Consider the following 19,278-nt stretch of genomic DNA (forward strand, 5'->3'; position numbering starts at 1 on the left):
GGCTACTTCTGGATTTTAACTTTGGCGGTATCGGCTATTCCATAATTGCCAGCCGTAATAATCCGGTCGGTTTTCGAAAATTTAGGATCGAGCACTTCAATTGTATTTTGGTTTTCGATGCCTTTTTTCACTTTTATCCTTACCGCTGTTGAATCGTTGATCAGCTTCATTACCCAAAACTCATCTTCGGTCTCGTTGGCCAATACCGCCGATTTTGGCAATATTTGGGCCCGTGCATGGTTTACTTTCGTTAACCTCACTTTCGCAATCAAACCTTCAGGAATATCTTTACCTGCTCCCACTTTAAGGATATAACGTTGGGTCTGTGCAGATGAATCTACAGCAGGCATTGTTCCTGAAACTGTTCCGGTCATTTTGGTTCCATCCGGTAGGAGGATAACCAGGCTTCTATTCTGATTAATCAGCTGATTGTATTCGTAAGGCAGATCGAGCAGAAAAACAAGACTATTGCCGTTGCTGATGGTAGCCAAAGCTTCCCCATCCTGCACATAATCTCCTTTCTGATGATTTACCTGGATAATTGTTCCGGCCTGATCTGCCCTGATATTGGATATACCAGAAAATTTAAACCCGGCATCTAGCTTATTTACGCTATTGCCAATCGATTTTGCTTCTTTGGTGATTAAACTAAACAACAGTTGATGGCTCCCCACCTGCTTGCCCAATATGGCCTGGGTACTTTCTACATAACCGTTGATATTTGCCTTTACAAAACTTTTCTCCAGATAGGCCGAAACCGCCGAAAGTTCCACAAATTCTGAAAGAGAACTATCTCGAACAGTAGTCACCTGAACAGGTGTAATTGGCGAAGGCTCATCTACAGTTTCTGCAGGGGCCGAATGATTACATCCCGAAAAAACAAACAGCGTGGCAATACCACTACACATTAATTTTAGATAGCTATTCATGATTATCGGTTCCAGTAATTAAATTGGTTGATCAGTTTTAAACGGTTAATATTGGTTTGGCGCAATAAATTTTGAGCTGCCATATAGTTATTGATTGCAATAACAAAATCGGCCACTTTTAAATCGCCGGTATGCATCAATTTACTGTCTACCTCGATCAAACCCTTGCTAAAACGGATCTGCTCATCAATTTTTGGAAAGAGTGCCTCAGTCTGGTTAATCTGCTGACGGATCAGGTTTAGCTGTTGTTGTTGCTGGCGGACAAAAAAATCGCGATAACCGGATATGGTTTTAGCAGAAAGACTGAGTTTATTATACTGCATTTTTTTCTGATGGCCATCGTAAATCGGAACAGAAAAAGTAAAGCCAATACTTGCCCCAAAATTTTTATATGGCTGCAATACAAATGAAGAATTATAACCCCCATTTGCGTACACCCCAAGTTTGGGCTTATAGTTGAAGTTGATCGCGTTTTTTTGATTGCTGTTTTTTAAACTATCGATATCAAAACGTTTGTTAAAAAAGCCTCGATCCATTGAGGTGCTAGCGGTCTGTAATTGGGGATCGGCTAACTTAACCTGTGTGGTATCGGCAATGCCTGCTAAATAGTTTAACGTGGCATAATCATTTTTAAACTGCAGTTCGGCCTGTTTTACTACCAGTTGCTGTTGTTGTAAGGTAACCAGAAAAGTTAAATACTCTGATTGTTTGTAAATATTGCTTCTGGTTAATTTTTTAAGCAGTGCTTCTTCTTGTTGGAGCAGCGTAACCACTTCCCGATTAAAATCTACCTGCTCTTGACTGGCATAGGCTAGAATATATTGATCGGCAATAGATCTTTGCAAATCATATAGTGAAAGTTGCCCTGCATATTTAATGGAATCGCTTTGGATTTTAATCCCCTCGAGCTGGTTATTGATCCGTTTTCTGTTCAACAGGTCGTAATTTACGTTTAGCAAAGCCTCCAGCGCCTGTCCATTGGTAAGCACTTCATCGTAACCATAACCATGCACAATTGGCGCATACATCCCCGTAGAACTGGCTGTAACCTGCGGCCCTCCGGTAGCCCGAACAATCAAACTATCTATCCCTGCAGAACGTTGTTGGTTCTGAAAATCTTTAAGTACCGGACTTGTAAATTCAGCCTGTTTTAAATAATAATCGAGACTTTTTGACGGGACTTGGGCTGCTGCTCCCATTACCCAAAAAGTAAACAGGCATAAAATCAGGTATTTAAACTTTATATTCATTTTTGGATGATTTCAACTCAAAAAATATGGCACAATACTAAAATCTGCCCGAAAGCATTAAACCCGTGCTACCTTGTTGATGGAAAGGCATAAACGTAAAATTCCCATCTTTTTTTGTGGTAAAAAGGCTTTTGATATATGGATAAACAAGGTAGGATATCTTTGTAGAAGCAATCCCAAATCCAGCACCTGCCACCACATCACTAAACCAGTGTTTGTTGTTGTACATCCGCAATGTTCCGGTGGCGGTGGCGACAAAATAACCGGCATAGCCAATCCATGGGTTAACCTCTTTATACTCCTGGTGTAGAAATTCTGCCGCCATAAATGCAGATGCGGTATGCCCGGAGGGAAAAGAATTTTCTCCATTTCCATTTGGTCGCGCTCTACCTACGCCCTGTTTTACAAAATGAGTAGAAACACCCATAATTGCAGCGGAGGTGACATATAACATCGAAGCATCAAATAAGTTATGCTTGCCTTTTATACCCGACAAATTAAGTGCGTATACTGCAGCAGCAGGTGCAAATTGGATATAGTCATCAACATGAGCTGCAAATAAAGGATGGTCTTCCTGTAATTCTGCTTTGGTACTTACATCAAGTTGTTTTAATGCACCATGATCGTAAACAGCGGCAAAACCATAACCAGCAAGTAAAACTGGTGCAATAAATGCCGCCGCCTGAAACTTTCTTTTTGGAATCGGATGACCAGTGTACCATCGCCCTAGAGAATCTGTAGGGATATTTTTAACCGAATCTATATTTTGAGTGTACTTAATATCTGTAGCAGCATAAGTTTGACTTTTGTAACTACCCATTATCAACAGCACCCCTAAAAACCTTTTCATAGTTTAAATTTTAATCAAAACTATAATCGAATTGTGGAGGAATCCTGAAGTTATGAGTGAATGAAATTATTTTTTTTAAAATGGATGCTTGTATGAAGTAATCAATAGCGAAAGGTGGTAATACGCATCACACCTAAAGGTCTTCGGGAATCTTCTCAAATCTGCGGGCAATAAAAAAATATGACAAAATGCTTCATCTTAAGCCTCCCGCAGATAGCGCTGATCTACGCAGAAAATGTTAGGCGCTGTAGGATTGCTTCACCTCCTTTATCTTATCCCCTTTCTTCAGTAATGACTTTCTGTATGGGTAATCGATAGTGACAGGTGGTAACACCCATTAACACAGTGAAACAATTTCAATATGACGATGCAAAAAAAATGAGCTGGTTAATCACCAAAATAAACAGTAAAAACATGTTCATCACTTTCTTCGTGATAATCAATACAAAAGCCATAAAGGTTACAGATCTGTTTGGTTATGGCTAACCCAAGCCCCATGCCTTCAGACTCCACAGATTTTGAAAAACGATCGAATATTTTGGTTTGCAGATGACCAGGGTTTCCTGAATTGGAAATGGTTAAGCCCTGCTGATTGAGTTTAATAAGAATGTGCCCACCACTTACATTGTGCCGTACGGCATTGCTAAAGAGATTGTTTAGCAAAACATCAGCAAGGTATCGACTCATTTTAACCTCAACCGGGGCAAGATCTTTTGTCAGGATCAGTCTGTCTTTTTCCAATAATTCCTGAAACTGGCGAGTCTTTGCCTCTACCATTTCTTTGAGTTCGATGTTCTGAAAATCGGGAATCAGGTTGTTTTCAATTTTGGCCAACAATAACAGTGATTGATGCAATCTTGATAGTCTGCCTGTAGCATGATAAATATCTTCCAATAATGCACCCTGCTGCTCGGTAAACGACTCTGTTTGCAGCAAAGAATCTAATTTAGAATTAATTACAGCTAATGGAGTCATCATTTCGTGCGAGGCGTTATCGGTAAAGCTTTTAAGTTCCTTATAGTCTTGCCGTACCCTTTCGGCCATTGCATTTACAGACTTATTAAGCTCGTTAAACTCATCAATTTTAGTTGGCTCTTGTTCAATAGTATCCATTCGGCTTACTTCGAAAGCTTTCATCCGATTCAAAATAGAATAAAAGGGACGCCAAAGGCTGCTCAGTACAAATCGGTTAATCAGCAATAAGGATAAAAGTAAAACAACCGTAATTCCGAGTGTTATCAAAAGAATGATTCTAATAAGGTCTTCTGATTCTACCCTCGATTTAGTTATGGTTACCTCAATGGTCTTACCCCCTAAGTGTACAACCGTAATCAGACTTCTCCCAGGTTCGTTTTCACGTTCTTTTGGGTTAAAATAAATTGTATTTAGAAATTCTCTTTCAGAAATAATCCCACTTAGTGTTTTATAAGATATCTGTTGATCGAGATAACTTGCAGGCAGCGGAAGTTTATGAAAAGTGTTTACATACTGGTTAATTTCATTTTCTTCAACAGCTAAATCGCGATCTAATTTTTCGGTTAAAATAAAATGGATTACGACATAATAAATAATCCCTGTAATGATTAATACAACAATAGAGGTCAAAATATTTGCCTTGTTGTAACGGTTGGAGAGTTTCATATATCGCCAAATTTATAGCCAATTCCATAAACAGAACGAAGATAGTCAGCTGATCCAGCTTCGAGTAGTTTTTTACGGAGATTCTTTACATGAGTATAAATAAAATCAAAATCATCCGATAAATCCATTTCATCACCCCAGAGATGCTCGGCCATAGCATTTTTAGTAACCACTTTATTGCGGTTAGAAAGAAAATATACCAGCAGATCGAACTCTTTTTTGGTGAGTATTACCTGATTGCCTTTTACATTAATTTTCATTGCTGAAACATCTACAGTGATCTCGTTGAAATGAATAACATTGTCACCATCAAAATTTTTCCTGCGGATAATAGCACTTACACGTGCTTTAAGTTCTGACAAATGAAAAGGCTTAACCAAATAATCGTCAGCACCAAGATCGAGCCCTGCAAGTTTGTCATCTAAAGAATGGCGCGCGGAAATAATGAGTACACCATCTCTTTTTTTCAGTTGTTTAAGCTTGGTTAATAATTCCAGTCCTTCGCCACCAGGCAAGCCCAAATCTAATAGAATACAATCGTAACTATAAAGTGATATTTTCTCGTTGGCAGCAGCAAAATCTGAAACATGCTCGCAAATGTTGCCTTCTCCAGTAAAATAGGCAAGTATACTCTCTAGTAAAGCCTGTTCATCTTCAATGACTAAAATTTTCATTGCTTAATCATTTTGTTATTTAGTTGGACATAAAGTAATCATTAAAACCGGAAAATTAAAAATGCCTTTCCAAACCAGTTAGGTAAAACCGCTGTATCAATTTTTCTATGTTCAGATTTTTTTTCTTCTGCAATGTCTGTTTACCAAAGGTGGTAAAGTATTCATGCCCTACAAGCATTTTGAGATTGATGGCATCCCATTCCATGTCACTATATACCAAACGAAGGTTTTCTTCCCATTCTCTTTTCAACCTGGCGGCAAAAGCGATATAGTTTGGAAGGGAAAAATGATAGAAATCGGCATCGCATATAATTTTCTCCAAATCGTTGTTTGGTAGTTGGGGATATTTTGTAGCGAGAATACAGTTGCTTACCACTTCTATCTGATCGCGTTTAAGACCACTTTCCAGTAAAAATTCATAAGCAATTTTGACACTGGCCAGTTCATGGCCGGTATATTGTTTAGTATAGCCCACATCATGTAAAAAGGCAGCCAAAATAAGCGTCAGCAATTCATTTTCACTCACACCATTTTGCTTACCAATAATTTTAACGCCCTTTACCACTAACAAGGTATGCTCAAAGCTATGAAAGTACATGCTTTTTGGCAGCTCCTTTTCAAAAAGTTCTTTAACAAAGGCTTCAACCTTTTTTAGCAATATTTCCTGCTCTCTTTCCATTTATCAATCTTATAAATAGTACAATGGTATTTATCAATTCTGAAGAAAAACTGTAGCATGAATTTCTGTTACCAAGACCTGGAAACCTGTTTATTTCCATTATATTAATAAATTGTTAACTGTAATACTTAAATGATACCTTTAGGCACTAACCAAACCTTCAGAATTCCTTCAGAATTGAAACCTACATTCGCCAACTACAAAGTTTGGCAAGTTAATTTCAAACTCTGGAATCATCATTAATATGAGCATTAAAGAAAAAACAAATAAATTACTCCGTCATAGATTTGGAACAGTTCTTTTAGTCACTGCGCTATTGTGCAGCATATCGTTGATTACGAGACTTGCTTTATTAATTTATAGCGCATCTGGTGTTGATTGGTCGATACTGAATCTCCTTAAAATCCTGGTTATTGGTCTGTTTTATGACCTTGCTGCTGCATCTTTTGCGGTAATTCCGATTGTAATTTACCTATGGTTGCTTCCTTCTAAATGGTATGCCAGCAAATTCAATAAAGTATTATTGTTCATTTATTTTTTCTTTGTTGTTTTCACGCTGATTTTCAATGCCATTTCAGAATGGTTCTTCTGGGAAGAATTTTCAGTGCGTTATAACTTTATAGCTGTCGACTACCTGGTGTATACCACAGAAGTTATTGGAAATATTCGCCAATCGTACCCGATCAACAGCATTATGGTAGGCTTGGTCATCATCACAGCATTAATCGTTTATCTTTTAAGAAAACCTATCACAACATCTGCCGCCAATAAAATCAGTTTCGGCAAACGAACCATAATTGCCTTGATTCTTTTGTGCCTGCCTGTTCTTACTTATTTTGGGGTGAGCCATAGATGGAAATACCACAGTAAAAATCAATATGTAAATGAGCTTTCGGGCAATGGCATGTACGATTTTGGATTTGCATTTTGGAACAATCAGCTCGATTACAATACTTTTTACAAAATCCTCCCGATTAAAAATGCCGAATCTATTCTGAGCAATTTGCTTCAACAAGATTCTACTGCCAAAAACGGAGCATTTAAAAATACATCCAGAACCATCAATAATGCAGGCATTGAAAACAAAATGAATGTTGTGCTGATTAGCGTAGAGAGCTTAAGCGCTGAATTCTTATCTGCATTTGGCAATACACAGCATATTACGCCCCAACTCGATTCGCTTGCAAAAGAAGGCTTGCTCTTTAACAATTTATACGCTTCGGGAACGCGTACGGTGCGCGGTTTAGAAGCACTTTCACTTTGCATCCCACCTACCCCTGGGCAATCGATCGTTAAACGTCCGGATAATAAAAACTTATTCACTTTAGGTAGCATATTTCGTTCGAAAGGCTACAATAGCAGGTTTATTTATGGCGGTTATGGGTATTTCGATAATATGAACGAGTTCTTTTCCAACAACGGTTACCAGGTAACGGACAGGAGCTCCCTTCAGGATTCAGAAATCCATTATTCAAATATCTGGGGTGTTGCTGATGAAGATTTATTTACACTTTCGTTACGCGAACTGGATAAAGATTATAAAGACAAAAAAACCTTCTTCGCACAGATTATGACGGTTTCGAACCACCGTCCGTACACTTACCCCGAGGGGAGGATTGATATTCCATCACACACCGGCAGAGAAGGCGCAGTTAAATATACCGATTACGCTATTGGTAAGTTTATACGGGAAGCAAAACAGAAACCTTGGTTTTCGAACACCTTATTTGTTATTGTTGCTGATCATTGTGCTTCGAGTGCCGGTAAAGTACAGTTACCGGTAGATAAATATCATATCCCAATGATTTTTTATAGCCCAGGGCATATTGCACCAGGCAAATTTGAAAAACTTACCGCACAGATTGATATCGGCCCAACCATTTTGGGTTACCTGAATTTCAGTTACGACAGTAAGTTTTTCGGTCAGGATGTATTTAAAATGAGAGATAGCGAAGAAAGGGCATTTATAAGCACCTACCAGAGTTTAGGCTACATTAAAAATAATAAACTGGTTATTCTCGATCCGAATAAAAAAGCAACTACTTACAAACCCGATTTTACTAACGGAAATGCTGTAGCCATACCAGCAGATCAGAAATTGATTAATGAGGCTATATCCAATTACCAGATGGCATCGTACCTCTACCAAAATGGCTTGTACGGTTTTGCTTCTAAAAAGAAACCCTAATAAATTTAACCATGGGCATAAATATTGGGTTACTGGTCTGGAAAGAGATGAAAGCAAAATCGATGAGTAGAGACCAACTTGCCGAAAAAATAAGTGTTAGCAAACACCGGGTAGATACTTTACTTAAATCGACCTCGGTAGATACCAATTTATTAACAAGGACCTCTATTGCGCTTGGTATTAATTTTTTCGAATACTACCGCAAAGATGAAGACCTGGCTCAATTTGAAATCGATATCCTTGCCCAAAGTGATGAGGAGCTTAATGAGCTTAAAAATTTAATCAAAGAAAAAAATAAATTGCTCGAACTTTACGAAGAAACCATTAAAAGCCAAAAGAAGATTATTGGCACACTAGAAAATCTTCGGAAACACTAACAATAAATTTAATTTAGCTTTTAACTTCTGCCAGTTCAGTTTTGATGAACTGGCAGAAGTTATTATCAGGCTTCCAGTTTCCACTTTTTTGCCAATTCGGTATTAAATCCGTCATTTTCCTTAGGATTTGGCTCTCCCTTTCCTGTAGTAATCAACTTATACAAGCTTTCTTTTATGTAGTTAGTCCAGGCTTCCCTGCAAATTTCATAACATTCGTACTGCGGTACCAAGCCCTCGTGTGTAAATGTTACAGCGGTTTGTTCGCCTCTTTTAGTAATATCAAAAACCAACTTCGTACCAATCCATTCGCTTTTATCGGTTGTAAACTTAAAATAGTTATCCAATATCAGCCATACTACTTTTTGATCTGGAATAATTTCTATTAATTTCATTTTACAGTAATGAATATCTCTATAATGATAAACGGATTCGGCGTTAATGATATCGGTAGCTCCTTCAATGGCTTCCGACCACCATCCGCTAACATTGGTAATTGCATTAAATGCTTCATTCGGACTTTGATCTACCAAAATGGTGGCTGTAAAATCTTGCTTTTCCATGGTTCTGCTATTGTTTAATTTAAGATTGATTAATATAAAACAAAGTTAACTGCAATATGCATTGCAAACAGGGTGTAAAATAGACATTGTAGCGGGTTGATTTGGACAGCTTTAAGTTTTATCTTTATAAGAAAAATAGATTGATTTAAAACGATTAAGATGAAACACATTACCATCCTTGTACCCGACGGCCCGAACAACTTAAGTAGTATTGTTGGTTCGTACAAAATACTAAGCAGGGCTAATGCCTATTGGCAGGAAAACGGCAAAACACAGTTATTCAAAATTGAGTTGGCAGGTATTTCCAAAGCCGTCGATTTTTATGATGGTTTGTTTTCGGTGAAACCGCACAGACATATTTCAACTATAACCAAAACCGACCTTGTGATTATCCCCTCTTTAAATCACAACTACCAACAGGCAATGGAAGGAAACAAAGAACTAATCGGATGGATTGCCGCGCAGTATAAAAACGGCGCCGAAATAGCGAGCGTTTGCACCGGTGCATACCTATTGGCATCAACTGGTTTATTAGACGGAAAAACCTGTTCTACTCATTGGATTGTAGCTGATAATTTTAGTAAAATGTTTCCAAAGGTAAATTTACAGCCTGATAAACTGATTACTGATGAAAATGGCATTTATACCAATGGAGGAGCATATTCTTTCTTAAACCTCCTTCTTTATCTGGTTGAAAAATACTTCGACAGACAAACAGCCATTTTCTGTTCAAAGGTTTTCCAAATTGAGATGGACAGGCAAAGCCAATCGACCTTTATTATTTTTAAAGGGCAAAAACTGCATGGCGATGAAATGGTAAAAGAAGCACAATATTATATCGAAAACCACCTGCAACAAAAAATATCTGTAGAAGACTTATCTACCAAGTTTGCGGTTGGCAGGAGAAGTTTTGATAGAAGATTTATCAAGGCAACGGGAAATACACCAATAGAATATTTGCAACGCGCTAAAATAGAATCGGCTAAAAAGGCTTTAGAAAGCACCAGAAAAACCGTTAATGAAGTAATGTATGAGGTGGGTTATGCGGATGTAAAAGCTTTTAGAGAGGTATTTCGCAAAATTACAGGAGTTTCTCCATTGGAATATCGAAATCGGTACAACAAGGAAATGGTAATGTAAAATCATCAGGTAATACGCTCTTGCTACCTGATGATTAATTAATTGATATATACTTATAAATTATCCAATATAAAAGGTTAAAAAGCTTATCCTGCATAAATCAACATCATGCTTTTTTTCTTTTTTTTCGATACCTTTAATAAGTGCCCTCCCATTTGCCAAGCAATAAAGCTTTAATGACCATCTAAATAAACCAAACTAACCTTTATTAATACATGGCTACTGCAATTAATAAGTATAAATCCTTATACCTATGGATGCTTATACCAATGATTTTCATGCAACTTGGTATTTTTAAAGACTACTGGGGCGATTTCTCAGACAATGCCTGGTCAGTTCACATCCATTATTGGACAGGCACCATCTGGTATCTTTATTTAATACTCCAACCGTATTATGCAACGCATGGACAAATCAGCAGGCATAGAACAAACGGAATCATAGGTATGTTCATCGCTGGTGGTGTATGTTTAACTGCCTTAAGTATGATGAACAGGGATATAGTAACGACAGAAAAAGCATTGGCATTACCGGAACGATTTGGACCATTTCAACAATGGTTCTTCTTTGGAGTAGCAGCGGTTGAAATTGTAATGATGACTGCATTCGCCTTTGCGATTATTAAAAGCATTATTCATAGAAAAGATATCGAAAACCATGCTTGGTGGCTAATAACTACCGTATTCCTCATCATGATGCCCGCCCTTGGGCGTGGAATACAAGGCGTATATATTGGTATTCATATGAAGGAATGGCCCAATATAAATATCATGACTCCCATTTATTATACCCAAATATTAATCATCGGTATGCTGTTATTGGGCGCCTGGAAGTATGAAAAACTTAAACATCCAGCTACCTGGCTCGCCGTAGGGGTGAATTTATTCATTTTCCTTTTAGAACCGCTCGGAAGGTCTGAAGCGATGCAAACGTTTTTAAAAGCGTTGATAAAAGGATAAATAAAGCTTTGCCTTGATGCGCCAGCCTTTCAACAGTCTGTCAAAATAATTGTTTATAAGACTTCAATTCTTCTTCATTTGATATAATCGGCAAACGGATTAGTGCAAATTTGGCTTTTTCTACAAGCAAAAAACATACAATCATTTGATTTACTAGCCAGAGTGTCCGTAATTATCTAAACTACGCTACACATTTATTGGAAAGTGGAACTTATTTGCGGAATACACAATATTGTTAAGGACTAGCGGTAGCAAAACGACAAAAATTGGCACACGAGTACCAAAATTATGAATAAATAAAAAAATCCTTACGATGATCTACAATTTAATATATTAGCAATGCAAAACCAGCAAATCTATAGCTCCTATACAAAACTTATAGCTTCATTGGAGAATGTTTATGGTTGATATAAGAATGTTTAGGGCATCATAAAACAACAACAACTTGACAAGAAAAATCAAAATATCAAACATAATCTACGGATTAATAGTTGCTGTTTTTCTGTTGGACGAATTGACCAGTTTTGACATTAAAAGTCAAGCCATAAAGTCGTTCATTTATCTTGGACTTTTAGTTGGAACACCTTTGGTATTAGTAGGAAACTCCCTTTTCCTTAAGACCAAAGTTCAAAAAATTATTGGAACGATATTTCCGGCAACTATTTTTATCTTAATTATGATTGTTGGTCCCATGAAATTTATATCTCTACCAGCTAGTGCTTGGCGAACGCAGACAGTCTTATATCAAAATAGGCATCTAGGTTTTAAGACTGTAGAATTTCAAATGCTAGACGTTGGATCTTTTGGTTACAACAAGCGGACCGTTGAAGTTCTCTATTTGACACCATTCTTTATGATTGTAAGTGAGGTTCCAAACGACATAGAAAAAAGAGTTGAGTGGATAAAGATAAACAAGGAAGTTAACGAACTTGAACTTAAATATTAATAACGCCCTATAACAGCACCTTGGCAATAGAGGTGGAGAATTCTTCTACAATCTTTCAAACCTTTTGGTCGTTTTATCGAAACCGCCACCATGTGTTCGATAGGTTTGACACGAAAGGATTCTAACAGGAAATGTTTTTTTATTTAATTATAAGCATAGCAGAATTACAGTATAACAGAAAACCACCTCTATGCTAAATAAAGATGGTTTTGGATTTCTGTGATCGCTGGGATTCGAACTTGGTTCAAAAACCTGCATTTATTCAATATCCGGGCTGGTTTTATAATCCGAATTCCCGAATAACACACCTTTTTTCATAATACTTTTTAGCTGCAATGCTATTATTAAATACATATACGAAACAATAGTTTTTAATACCATTTCAACTCCAAGATCTTTGCCGGACTTTGCCACAATTCTATCATTCTTCATGCGCTCATATGCGCACCAGCGAGGGCCTGTGAGATATCTAAAACAACAGATACTAAAGTTTTTGGTGATGCTTTTTTATATAATTATAAAAACTATCGTCGGTATTGACAATAATAGTCCCTTCTTCTGTTCTGCCCTCATTAACATAAAAAATTACTTTCTTTTTGGTATCAATTTTTATAGTATCTCCCAATGACATAGCGCGGACGTGAATGTCATATATTTCGGCCCTATCATTCTTAAGCATACAATAATAATATTCATTTTTTGAGCGTGGGTCATACATTTTAACGTTAGATTTTAACACCCTCAAATTTGCAACACCAAAACCATTATAACCTTTAACCTTATCAATTTTATATACAACCCCTATGACTTGCAAATTCAAGTTTTCAAAAGCTAATCTATTTAACCTATTTCTATTCCAATTAAAATAAAACAATCCGATTGATACAAATATTAGTCCTGCTAAAAAATAGATTATGTTTTTCATAGCGTTATTTTAAAAGGTAATTAACCAGACCAGAGGTAATGGGATATTGATCATTCATATATCTGCCGGCCAAGCTTCTCTTTGCTGTTGGTGTCTAATTATTGAGCAATACGGAACTAAAATGGCCTTTAAAAACTGAACCAGCATTCACACTTTTCCTAACAATAGCTTTAAAATCTATAGATACCCCTAGCAATTCAAGTGAACAAATATAGCAGGAAGGGCAACAATTATGAATATGCGTGCTCCAATCCAATAAAAGAAATTAATATTTTCATGAGTAAATGTTGATAATCCATAAGGAAAAACTAAACAAATTATTATTGCCAAAATTGCTGTTTAAATATTCCCATTACATCTTATCTGCCCCCAATTGTAGCGTTTATAATTGATTGAACAAATTTATTCTATTGTCCATTCATTAGTTATAATAGTTTGTTTCGATATGTCATATGCAAATTCAGCTGATCTCTGCTTGTGGAAGGGAAAGTGTTTAATTTATAATTTGGCCTTAGCAAGACGCTAAGGCCAAATTAGGGGTATTTATTATTCTCCGAAATCAAGCTGTTGCGCCTATTGGATGGAGCATCCTAAATAAGCAAAGCCCAACATTTCTACTTGGCTTTGCTACAATTTTATTCATTTCTCACACCACAGACATGCGCCAGCGAGGGGATAGTGTCTAATTTATAAATTTAAGACGTTAAGACAAGTTGGTTAATCTATCAGCAATCTCTTTTTCAAAATAATCAACTATAATAAGGACATACTTTTCACCATCACTTAATTTGATAGCTCTATTTTTAAGGTCAAAAATTTTGGTCACTGGATATGATGTCTTATTAATTTTAAAATCGTTCATACTAAAAGAAAATCTCTTAGAATCTCTATTAATCCAAAAAGGGACATAAAAAGGAAATGTTTCTACAACAATTTCCTTCTCTCCAAACATTATATTTTTGGCAGTAATGTTGATCAGATTTCCGTTAGGTACTATTTGAGAATATTGTAAGCATAACAGAATAATCAGGATAATTATTTCGCAAAAAACAAAAACTAGATCAAAAACTTTCCCAGCTACTAAAAAGCCATAAATTGCGCTTATCAAAAATAAGATTATACCAAAGAACAATCCGCGTTTTAATCTTTTTTTCTCATCTAAAATCAAGCTATTTAATGCAATATTAGATTCGTAAATCATATTATTTCTTTGGTTTTAAGAATTCATTTGTATAATAATCCATTGTATATGCCTCAGTGATACGCTCGCGACTGCAGCAGTTGCACTCAATGTGGTTGCGCTCCAATTTGTTCCCGTAAAATACATTGTTAAAGAGTCATTTCCTAAACCTAAATACGTAAGGCAAAAAAGATATCACAAGCAGACCTGGCTAAGGAGGCGAGCGTTTCCCGCGAGATTATCGGGCGCTATGAGCGCAACGCGGTTTCACCGTCTGTTGATGTGGCTAAAAAGATCGCTGATGCTTTAGAAGTATCTTTGGATTACTTCGCTGGGGGTAGTGATAAGACCGCTTTTGACAAACAGACCTTAAAACTGATTGATGAGATCGAGGAACTCGAACCCGCTGTTAAAGATAAACTCATTTTCCTGGCTAACGCCATTATCCGCGATGCTAAAACCGGTAAGGCTTACGCTCATTAAACAACAAAAGCCCGGCGCATGGCCAGGCTTTGCTTTCTACAGTAATTCCCTTATTTCGGCCAAGCGGAATGCTTAGCCGGGAGGTGACACTAACACTCTACTCAATTTGTTCTTTAAAGGAATAGAATCCTGAGTATCCTGAATAATAAGCTATGTAATAGTTGTCAACCATTATTTTAATCACAGTATTATTCACACTTGGGTCGGATGTGGTATTCCTCCACTCGTTGCCTATTCGCTTTAGGTATTTCCGCTTAATGTGACTAAGTCCATATTTTTGATATTCTTTCATTATGAGTACGTTTCCCTTAATAAAAGAGCTATAATCTTTTGAAGTCAAATTACTATATGATATTTTCTTTTCAATTAGCTTATAAATAAAATCCCTATAGCTTAAAGCATTTTTATTTTTTAAGTAATATCGATACAGTTCATTATTTGTAGCTAAATAATAATCGTAAGGATTTTGATTTTTTTGAGTAGGTATTACTATATAAAATCGAGCCTTAGGATTAGCATACAATGCTTTAACGAAACTTTCCTTTGAAGGGTTTTGAGTATGAACATTGCATATAAGCCATGAAAATAGAAGTAAATATTTCATTTATTTGTTTTTTATTGGCACTCCGCCATAAGTGGTTCTTTCTTTTTTACCCTCTTCCTTCCTTATCTTATTTTCAAATTTAACAGCTCGTATTTCTCCTTTTTTTGAAGCGGAAGACTTTGTATTCGCCTCACCTTTATTATTTCCTTTTAAATTATCATATGCATGAGACAACTCGTGGCCTACAAGAATTTCGGATTCTACAGTCTTTCCATCTTCTCCTTTAACAGTATAATCTAAAGAAATAATTGACCCTGTGCTTTTACCTTCGTTTACAGCTGAAGGATCTTCGGGATATGTTATACCCCCATCATACCCCGCTTCAAAGGAAACCTTCTCTTTACTTGTTTCAAGCGTCTTTAAGACCGACTTCACTGTAGGATCTTTCAACTTGCTTAATGTCTGTAATGCACTTAATGTTTTTGTAACAAACGCATCTTTTCCTTTGTATACTTTACCATTTTCTTGATACAACTGACCATTTCTGTAAGTCAAATCACCTTTCATCGTTGGAATAACAATTTCGCGCCCATCTTCATCAATGAACCTTAATGGATTATTCGCAACGTAAGCGTATGGTGATAAAAGTTGATACTTCTCCGCCAGCGGATCAACACTTGTCCACCTGGCAATTTCAGGATCATAGAACCTTGCCGCGCAATCGTATTTTCCCAGTTGTTCCTGCAACTCCCTGCCGTTGTAAAGATGTTTATTATTGTTTGCCCCTGCAAGTCCTGTTTTACGGAGCCCAAATGCATAATAGTCATCACGTTGCAGTACCTCCAACTGGTTTGTTGTTGGGTTTTTATAAAAAGTAGCCCGCACATTGCCTAAATGATCACTAAGGTTATATTCGTAGCTGTAACTGCCATTACTGTTACGCGCAATTCCCTCTTCTGTCTGGATAAAATCGATGCTTCCATTGGTATATTGAATACCATCCACATAATCGGTAGCAGTTCCTCCGCTCTGTTTTTTCCTACTGCACTGTAAGTATAGCTCAGATTCTGGCTTCCACTTACTGTTTGTGGCAGGTTGAGGAAATTGTAACCTAAGGTAATATTCTTTTGACTGTCACTTTTCAGGTTGCCATTGGCATCATAATCATAACTGCTATTGGTAAAACCGCTTATTGCTTTCAACCCCATTATGGTTGAGATTATTCAATATGTGGTCACTTGCCATTGATCTGCGGCAAGATATCATATAAATTTGGTCTTAGTGAGACGATAAAACCAGGTAGGATTCTCCAGGCTTTAGCCGCCGGCACCGACCCTATAACGGGAAAAGTGTTTTCTGCAGATAGCCCATACAACCAGCCCGAAATCATCAGGGCATTATTCTTCGCCATTGATCAACTCGAAGCCCTAGCCAAAAAAGGAAACCAGGGTTTAGCCTGGAGTGTAGAAGAAGATGCATTGCTGGCGCAACGTTTCAACGATGGCATCAAGATTACACAACTTGCCAAACTACATTAACGGACTTATGGAGCCATTAAAGATAGACTTCTCAAACTTGGACTACTCAAGAAATAGCAAAGCCCGGCAATTTTTACAATGTAAAAATTGCCGGGCTTTGCTTTACTATAACGAAGGTTATTCCGGAACTTTAGAAACCCGATAATATGTATTGTTTTGAAGTTTCATACATTCTATGGCACCGCTTGCTTTACATTTTTCAATTGTTATTTCAACAGGCTCTTTTGAAGTTTGAGGAACTTTAATACTCTTCCCCCCCTCCAGTACAAGTTCCTCTTTTTGAAAGCCCATAGCCCCTTGAACCAAACTACCTCCAATAATTTCTGTTCTAGATTGTATGTATAGATATAGCCTATTCCCTAATAATTTATAAGTACCCTCGACACTTAATATCCTCGTCCTATCGTCGTATCCATCAAATTTATAAATAAACTTTCCATTGGAAAAAAAATTATAATTAGCCAACAAAGCTGATCCTGTTTTAGGCGTTGAAACTTGCCAAACGCCAATTATTGTCTTGTTAGTAATTTTTTGCGAAAAAGCATCGCTAACAAAAACACTAAAAAACGATAATACTACATAAAAAATATTTTTTTTCATCTGTTAATAATTAAAATCCACTTGGTGGCCATGTCCCAAACTGATTCTGATTTTTCAGTTGTGGTTGGATATTTGGATTTAAGATAAAATATTTTACTGGCTTATTTCCAAAAACTTCTTTAATGGATTTAAACCCATTACTCACACCAACATTTGCAACCTCTCCTTTAGCCAAATTATCCCCTACACTTAGCGTTACCACATGTCCACTATGCCCCGCTTTGGGATTTATATAAGAGATAACAGCCAACCCTCCATTTTTAGCTACGTCCATTGCAAATGATTTATCTGTTGCTACATAAGCACCTGAAGCATCTAATTTCGGTGCCATATCATTAGCTCTGCCAGTTATTAACTGATCATTGTTCATTTTTATACTAAACCCAGGGTCTGTTGCCGAAGCAACAGATTTCATAATATTTTGTGTCGCAAAATTACAGTAAGTAGGTTTTGAATTAGGGCCAGGCTCTAACGCAGAATTAGAATTATTTAGGTTTTGTCCTTCTTGAATCAATGTCTGCAAATTTGGGGAAGCATCTGGATCATTTTCAGAGCCATTGACACCTATAAACTCATAATATTTTCCTGTTCCTGTTCCTGCAATCTGATAAATAGCGTTTGATCCATCTTCAACACGTTTAATAAGGTTAAATTTTTCATCGTAAAAATCAGATGGCGGTACTGCCATCATTCCATCAGGGTCCACAAACCTTATGGGGTTGTTGAAACCATAATTATAAGGGGAATGTCTCCGCATCTTCTCCGCCAAAGGATCCACCACATTCCACCTACCTATTACCGGATCATAGAACCTAGCGCCGTAATCGTACTGCCCTAACTCCTCCTGCAACTCCTTGCCATTATAAAGATACTTGTTAAGCCCCGCTTTTGCAACTGGGTCTTTTCTCAGTCCAAATGCATAGTAGTCGTCGCGTTGCAGTACCTCTAATTGTCCAGTATTGGGGTTTTTATAGAAAGTAGCCCTCACATTGCCCAGATGGTCGCTCAGGTTATATTCATAACTGTAACTTCCTGTGCTATTGCGCGCAATCCCCTCTTCCGTCTGGATAAAATCTATATTTCCATTGGTGTACTGGATGCCCCCAACATAATCAGTAGTAGTTGCTCCATTCTGTTTTTTCAGTTTTGCACCAGCTGCACTGTAGGTATAATTCAGGTTCTGGCTTCCGCTTACTGTTTGTGGCAGGTTGAGGAAATTGTAACCTAAAGTAATATTCTTTTGACTGTCACTCTTCAGGTTGCCGTTGGCATCATAATCATAATTGCTATTGGTAAAACCGCTGATCGTTTTAAGCCTGTTGCCTTCGTAAACCGTATAATTATTCGTGCCAAAATTATCTCGGGTCAAACTGGTAATATTGCCCATTACATCATAAGCAATAGCTTCTCCGAGATTATTTCCTGCTGTAGCATTTGTCAGTCTGTTCAGCTTATCGTAGCTATAACTGAAAGCATTTGATGCACCGTTGGTATAACTCTGACCGGAAATATTGCCATTGAACTGTGGTAAAGTGCCATCGTTATATTTCAGTTCCATATTGAACTGATCGGATGTACTGTTCTTCATCCAGCCGCGCTCATTATAAGCAAAAGTAGTCGCCTGGGTATCGTTATGCAGGTTCTTTTTGTTCAGCTGCCCGATCTCGTTGTATTCCAGGTGGTTCAGCGCCACCTCTCCCTGGCTGTTGATGTTTTCAAAAGTAGCGATTTTACGGCCCATATGGTCGTATTCGTAACGGTTGCCTATTGTTGTTGCCGTTCCGTTTGCGGTATGCGTGCGGGTACTCGCGGTAA

At 37.3% G+C, this 19,278-nt stretch carries 21 protein-coding genes; 7 read left to right on the forward strand and 14 right to left on the reverse strand.

Features of this window, described 5'->3' with window-relative positions:
- Positions 1-2 precede the first annotated feature (2 nt).
- From LQ227_RS19100 to LQ227_RS19125, 6 genes are all read right to left on the reverse strand, one after another.
- Positions 3-929: an efflux RND transporter periplasmic adaptor subunit gene (locus tag LQ227_RS19100; RefSeq protein ID WP_230139870.1), complete on the reverse strand. Its 927-nt coding sequence runs from the start codon at positions 927-929 to the stop codon at positions 3-5.
- 2 nt (positions 930-931) lie between these two features.
- Positions 932-2,179 (reverse strand): TolC family protein, encoded by a 1,248-nt coding sequence (locus LQ227_RS19105; RefSeq protein ID WP_230150562.1) that lies wholly within the window; start codon positions 2,177-2,179, stop codon positions 932-934.
- Between the two features lie 37 nt (positions 2,180-2,216).
- Positions 2,217-3,029 carry a phosphatase PAP2 family protein gene (locus LQ227_RS19110; protein ID WP_230139866.1) on the reverse strand — a complete coding sequence of 271 codons (813 nt, stop codon included), beginning with the start codon at positions 3,027-3,029 and terminating at the stop codon, positions 2,217-2,219.
- Positions 3,030-3,416: 387 nt separating this feature from the next.
- A complete protein-coding gene (locus LQ227_RS19115; protein ID WP_230139864.1) occupies positions 3,417-4,670 on the reverse strand; it encodes a HAMP domain-containing sensor histidine kinase in 1,254 nt (417 codons plus the stop codon).
- Positions 4,667-5,344 carry a response regulator transcription factor gene (locus LQ227_RS19120; RefSeq protein WP_230139862.1) on the reverse strand — a complete coding sequence of 226 codons (678 nt, stop codon included), beginning with the start codon at positions 5,342-5,344 and terminating at the stop codon, positions 4,667-4,669. The genes LQ227_RS19115 and LQ227_RS19120 overlap by 4 nt, the downstream gene beginning before the upstream one ends.
- Positions 5,345-5,399: 55 nt before the next feature.
- Positions 5,400-6,023 (reverse strand): HD domain-containing protein, encoded by a 624-nt coding sequence (locus LQ227_RS19125; RefSeq protein ID WP_230139860.1) that lies wholly within the window; start codon positions 6,021-6,023, stop codon positions 5,400-5,402.
- Between the two features lie 244 nt (positions 6,024-6,267).
- Here LQ227_RS19125 and LQ227_RS19130 point away from each other — a divergent pair, with 244 nt between their 5' ends.
- Positions 6,268-8,211 (forward strand): LTA synthase family protein, encoded by a 1,944-nt coding sequence (locus LQ227_RS19130; protein ID WP_230150565.1) that lies wholly within the window; start codon positions 6,268-6,270, stop codon positions 8,209-8,211.
- Between the two features lie 11 nt (positions 8,212-8,222).
- Complete coding sequence (locus LQ227_RS19135; RefSeq protein WP_230150567.1) at positions 8,223-8,588, forward strand: hypothetical protein; 366 nt, start codon at positions 8,223-8,225, stop codon at positions 8,586-8,588.
- 65 nt (positions 8,589-8,653) lie between these two features.
- Here LQ227_RS19135 and LQ227_RS19140 read toward each other — a convergent pair whose 3' ends face one another.
- Positions 8,654-9,148 carry an SRPBCC domain-containing protein gene (locus tag LQ227_RS19140; protein WP_230139848.1) on the reverse strand — a complete coding sequence of 165 codons (495 nt, stop codon included), beginning with the start codon at positions 9,146-9,148 and terminating at the stop codon, positions 8,654-8,656.
- Positions 9,149-9,307: 159 nt separating this feature from the next.
- Between LQ227_RS19140 and LQ227_RS19145 the strand changes: the two genes are divergently transcribed.
- From LQ227_RS19145 to LQ227_RS19155, 3 genes are all read left to right on the forward strand, one after another.
- The gene (locus tag LQ227_RS19145) at positions 9,308-10,288 is read left to right on the forward strand and encodes a GlxA family transcriptional regulator (RefSeq protein ID WP_230139846.1); all 981 of its coding nucleotides are present in this window, start codon (positions 9,308-9,310) and stop codon (positions 10,286-10,288) included.
- Between the two features lie 215 nt (positions 10,289-10,503).
- Positions 10,504-11,247 (forward strand): hypothetical protein, encoded by a 744-nt coding sequence (locus tag LQ227_RS19150; protein WP_230139845.1) that lies wholly within the window; start codon positions 10,504-10,506, stop codon positions 11,245-11,247.
- A 445-nt stretch (positions 11,248-11,692) separates the two neighbouring features.
- Positions 11,693-12,193 carry a hypothetical protein gene (locus LQ227_RS19155; protein WP_230139843.1) on the forward strand — a complete coding sequence of 167 codons (501 nt, stop codon included), beginning with the start codon at positions 11,693-11,695 and terminating at the stop codon, positions 12,191-12,193.
- A gap of 484 nt (positions 12,194-12,677) precedes the next feature.
- Here the strand turns inward: LQ227_RS19155 and LQ227_RS19160 are convergent, their stop codons facing one another.
- Both LQ227_RS19160 and LQ227_RS19165 read right to left on the reverse strand, forming a co-directional pair.
- Entirely contained in the window at positions 12,678-13,118 is a 441-nt protein-coding gene (locus tag LQ227_RS19160) for a hypothetical protein (RefSeq protein ID WP_230139839.1), read from the reverse strand.
- 703 nt (positions 13,119-13,821) lie between these two features.
- Positions 13,822-14,319, reverse strand: coding sequence for a hypothetical protein (locus tag LQ227_RS19165; protein WP_230139831.1), 498 nt, complete (start codon positions 14,317-14,319; stop codon positions 13,822-13,824).
- Between the two features lie 153 nt (positions 14,320-14,472).
- Here LQ227_RS19165 and LQ227_RS19170 point away from each other — a divergent pair, with 153 nt between their 5' ends.
- Complete coding sequence (locus LQ227_RS19170) at positions 14,473-14,781, forward strand: helix-turn-helix domain-containing protein (protein ID WP_256449174.1); 309 nt, start codon at positions 14,473-14,475, stop codon at positions 14,779-14,781.
- A 97-nt stretch (positions 14,782-14,878) separates the two neighbouring features.
- Here the strand turns inward: LQ227_RS19170 and LQ227_RS19175 are convergent, their stop codons facing one another.
- The 3 genes from LQ227_RS19175 to LQ227_RS19185 are packed head-to-tail and all read right to left on the reverse strand — an operon-like array spanning position 14,879 to position 16,527.
- Positions 14,879-15,385 (reverse strand): hypothetical protein, encoded by a 507-nt coding sequence (locus tag LQ227_RS19175; protein WP_230139829.1) that lies wholly within the window; start codon positions 15,383-15,385, stop codon positions 14,879-14,881.
- Positions 15,386-16,171: an RHS repeat-associated core domain-containing protein gene (locus LQ227_RS19180; protein ID WP_230139827.1), complete on the reverse strand. Its 786-nt coding sequence runs from the start codon at positions 16,169-16,171 to the stop codon at positions 15,386-15,388.
- A gap of 44 nt (positions 16,172-16,215) precedes the next feature.
- Positions 16,216-16,527: a hypothetical protein gene (locus tag LQ227_RS19185; protein ID WP_230146610.1), complete on the reverse strand. Its 312-nt coding sequence runs from the start codon at positions 16,525-16,527 to the stop codon at positions 16,216-16,218.
- Between the two features lie 36 nt (positions 16,528-16,563).
- Between LQ227_RS19185 and LQ227_RS19190 the strand changes: the two genes are divergently transcribed.
- Complete coding sequence (locus LQ227_RS19190) at positions 16,564-16,863, forward strand: hypothetical protein (protein ID WP_230150569.1); 300 nt, start codon at positions 16,564-16,566, stop codon at positions 16,861-16,863.
- Between the two features lie 117 nt (positions 16,864-16,980).
- On the opposite strand, the gene LQ227_RS19195 is transcribed toward LQ227_RS19190, so the two are convergent.
- Together LQ227_RS19195 and LQ227_RS19200 are read right to left on the reverse strand one after the other, a co-directional pair.
- Positions 16,981-17,463 (reverse strand): hypothetical protein, encoded by a 483-nt coding sequence (locus LQ227_RS19195; protein ID WP_230139822.1) that lies wholly within the window; start codon positions 17,461-17,463, stop codon positions 16,981-16,983.
- Positions 17,464-17,473: 10 nt separating this feature from the next.
- On the reverse strand, positions 17,474-19,278 hold a 1,805-nt coding region (locus LQ227_RS19200; protein WP_230150571.1), incomplete at its 5' end, for an RHS repeat domain-containing protein.

Origin of the sequence: Pedobacter sp. Bi27, from assembly GCF_918698255.1 — a bacterium.
In the GTDB taxonomy this organism is placed as follows: domain Bacteria; phylum Bacteroidota; class Bacteroidia; order Sphingobacteriales; family Sphingobacteriaceae; genus Pedobacter.

Coding starts and splice junctions, on each gene's coding strand:
- LQ227_RS19100 (WP_230139870.1), bottom strand. CDS start 929: ATGAATAGCTATCTAAAATTAATGTGTAGTGGTATTGCCACGCTGTTT.
- LQ227_RS19105 (WP_230150562.1), bottom strand. CDS start 2,179: ATGAATATAAAGTTTAAATACCTGATTTTATGCCTGTTTACTTTTTGG.
- LQ227_RS19110 (WP_230139866.1), bottom strand. CDS start 3,029: ATGAAAAGGTTTTTAGGGGTGCTGTTGATAATGGGTAGTTACAAAAGT.
- LQ227_RS19115 (WP_230139864.1), bottom strand. CDS start 4,670: ATGAAACTCTCCAACCGTTACAACAAGGCAAATATTTTGACCTCTATT.
- LQ227_RS19120 (WP_230139862.1), bottom strand. CDS start 5,344: ATGAAAATTTTAGTCATTGAAGATGAACAGGCTTTACTAGAGAGTATA.
- LQ227_RS19125 (WP_230139860.1), bottom strand. CDS start 6,023: ATGGAAAGAGAGCAGGAAATATTGCTAAAAAAGGTTGAAGCCTTTGTT.
- LQ227_RS19130 (WP_230150565.1), top strand. CDS start 6,268: ATGAGCATTAAAGAAAAAACAAATAAATTACTCCGTCATAGATTTGGA.
- LQ227_RS19135 (WP_230150567.1), top strand. CDS start 8,223: ATGGGCATAAATATTGGGTTACTGGTCTGGAAAGAGATGAAAGCAAAA.
- LQ227_RS19140 (WP_230139848.1), bottom strand. CDS start 9,148: ATGGAAAAGCAAGATTTTACAGCCACCATTTTGGTAGATCAAAGTCCG.
- LQ227_RS19145 (WP_230139846.1), top strand. CDS start 9,308: ATGAAACACATTACCATCCTTGTACCCGACGGCCCGAACAACTTAAGT.
- LQ227_RS19150 (WP_230139845.1), top strand. CDS start 10,504: ATGGCTACTGCAATTAATAAGTATAAATCCTTATACCTATGGATGCTT.
- LQ227_RS19160 (WP_230139839.1), bottom strand. CDS start 13,118: ATGAAAAACATAATCTATTTTTTAGCAGGACTAATATTTGTATCAATC.
- LQ227_RS19165 (WP_230139831.1), bottom strand. CDS start 14,319: ATGATTTACGAATCTAATATTGCATTAAATAGCTTGATTTTAGATGAG.
- LQ227_RS19175 (WP_230139829.1), bottom strand. CDS start 15,385: ATGAAATATTTACTTCTATTTTCATGGCTTATATGCAATGTTCATACT.
- LQ227_RS19195 (WP_230139822.1), bottom strand. CDS start 17,463: ATGAAAAAAAATATTTTTTATGTAGTATTATCGTTTTTTAGTGTTTTT.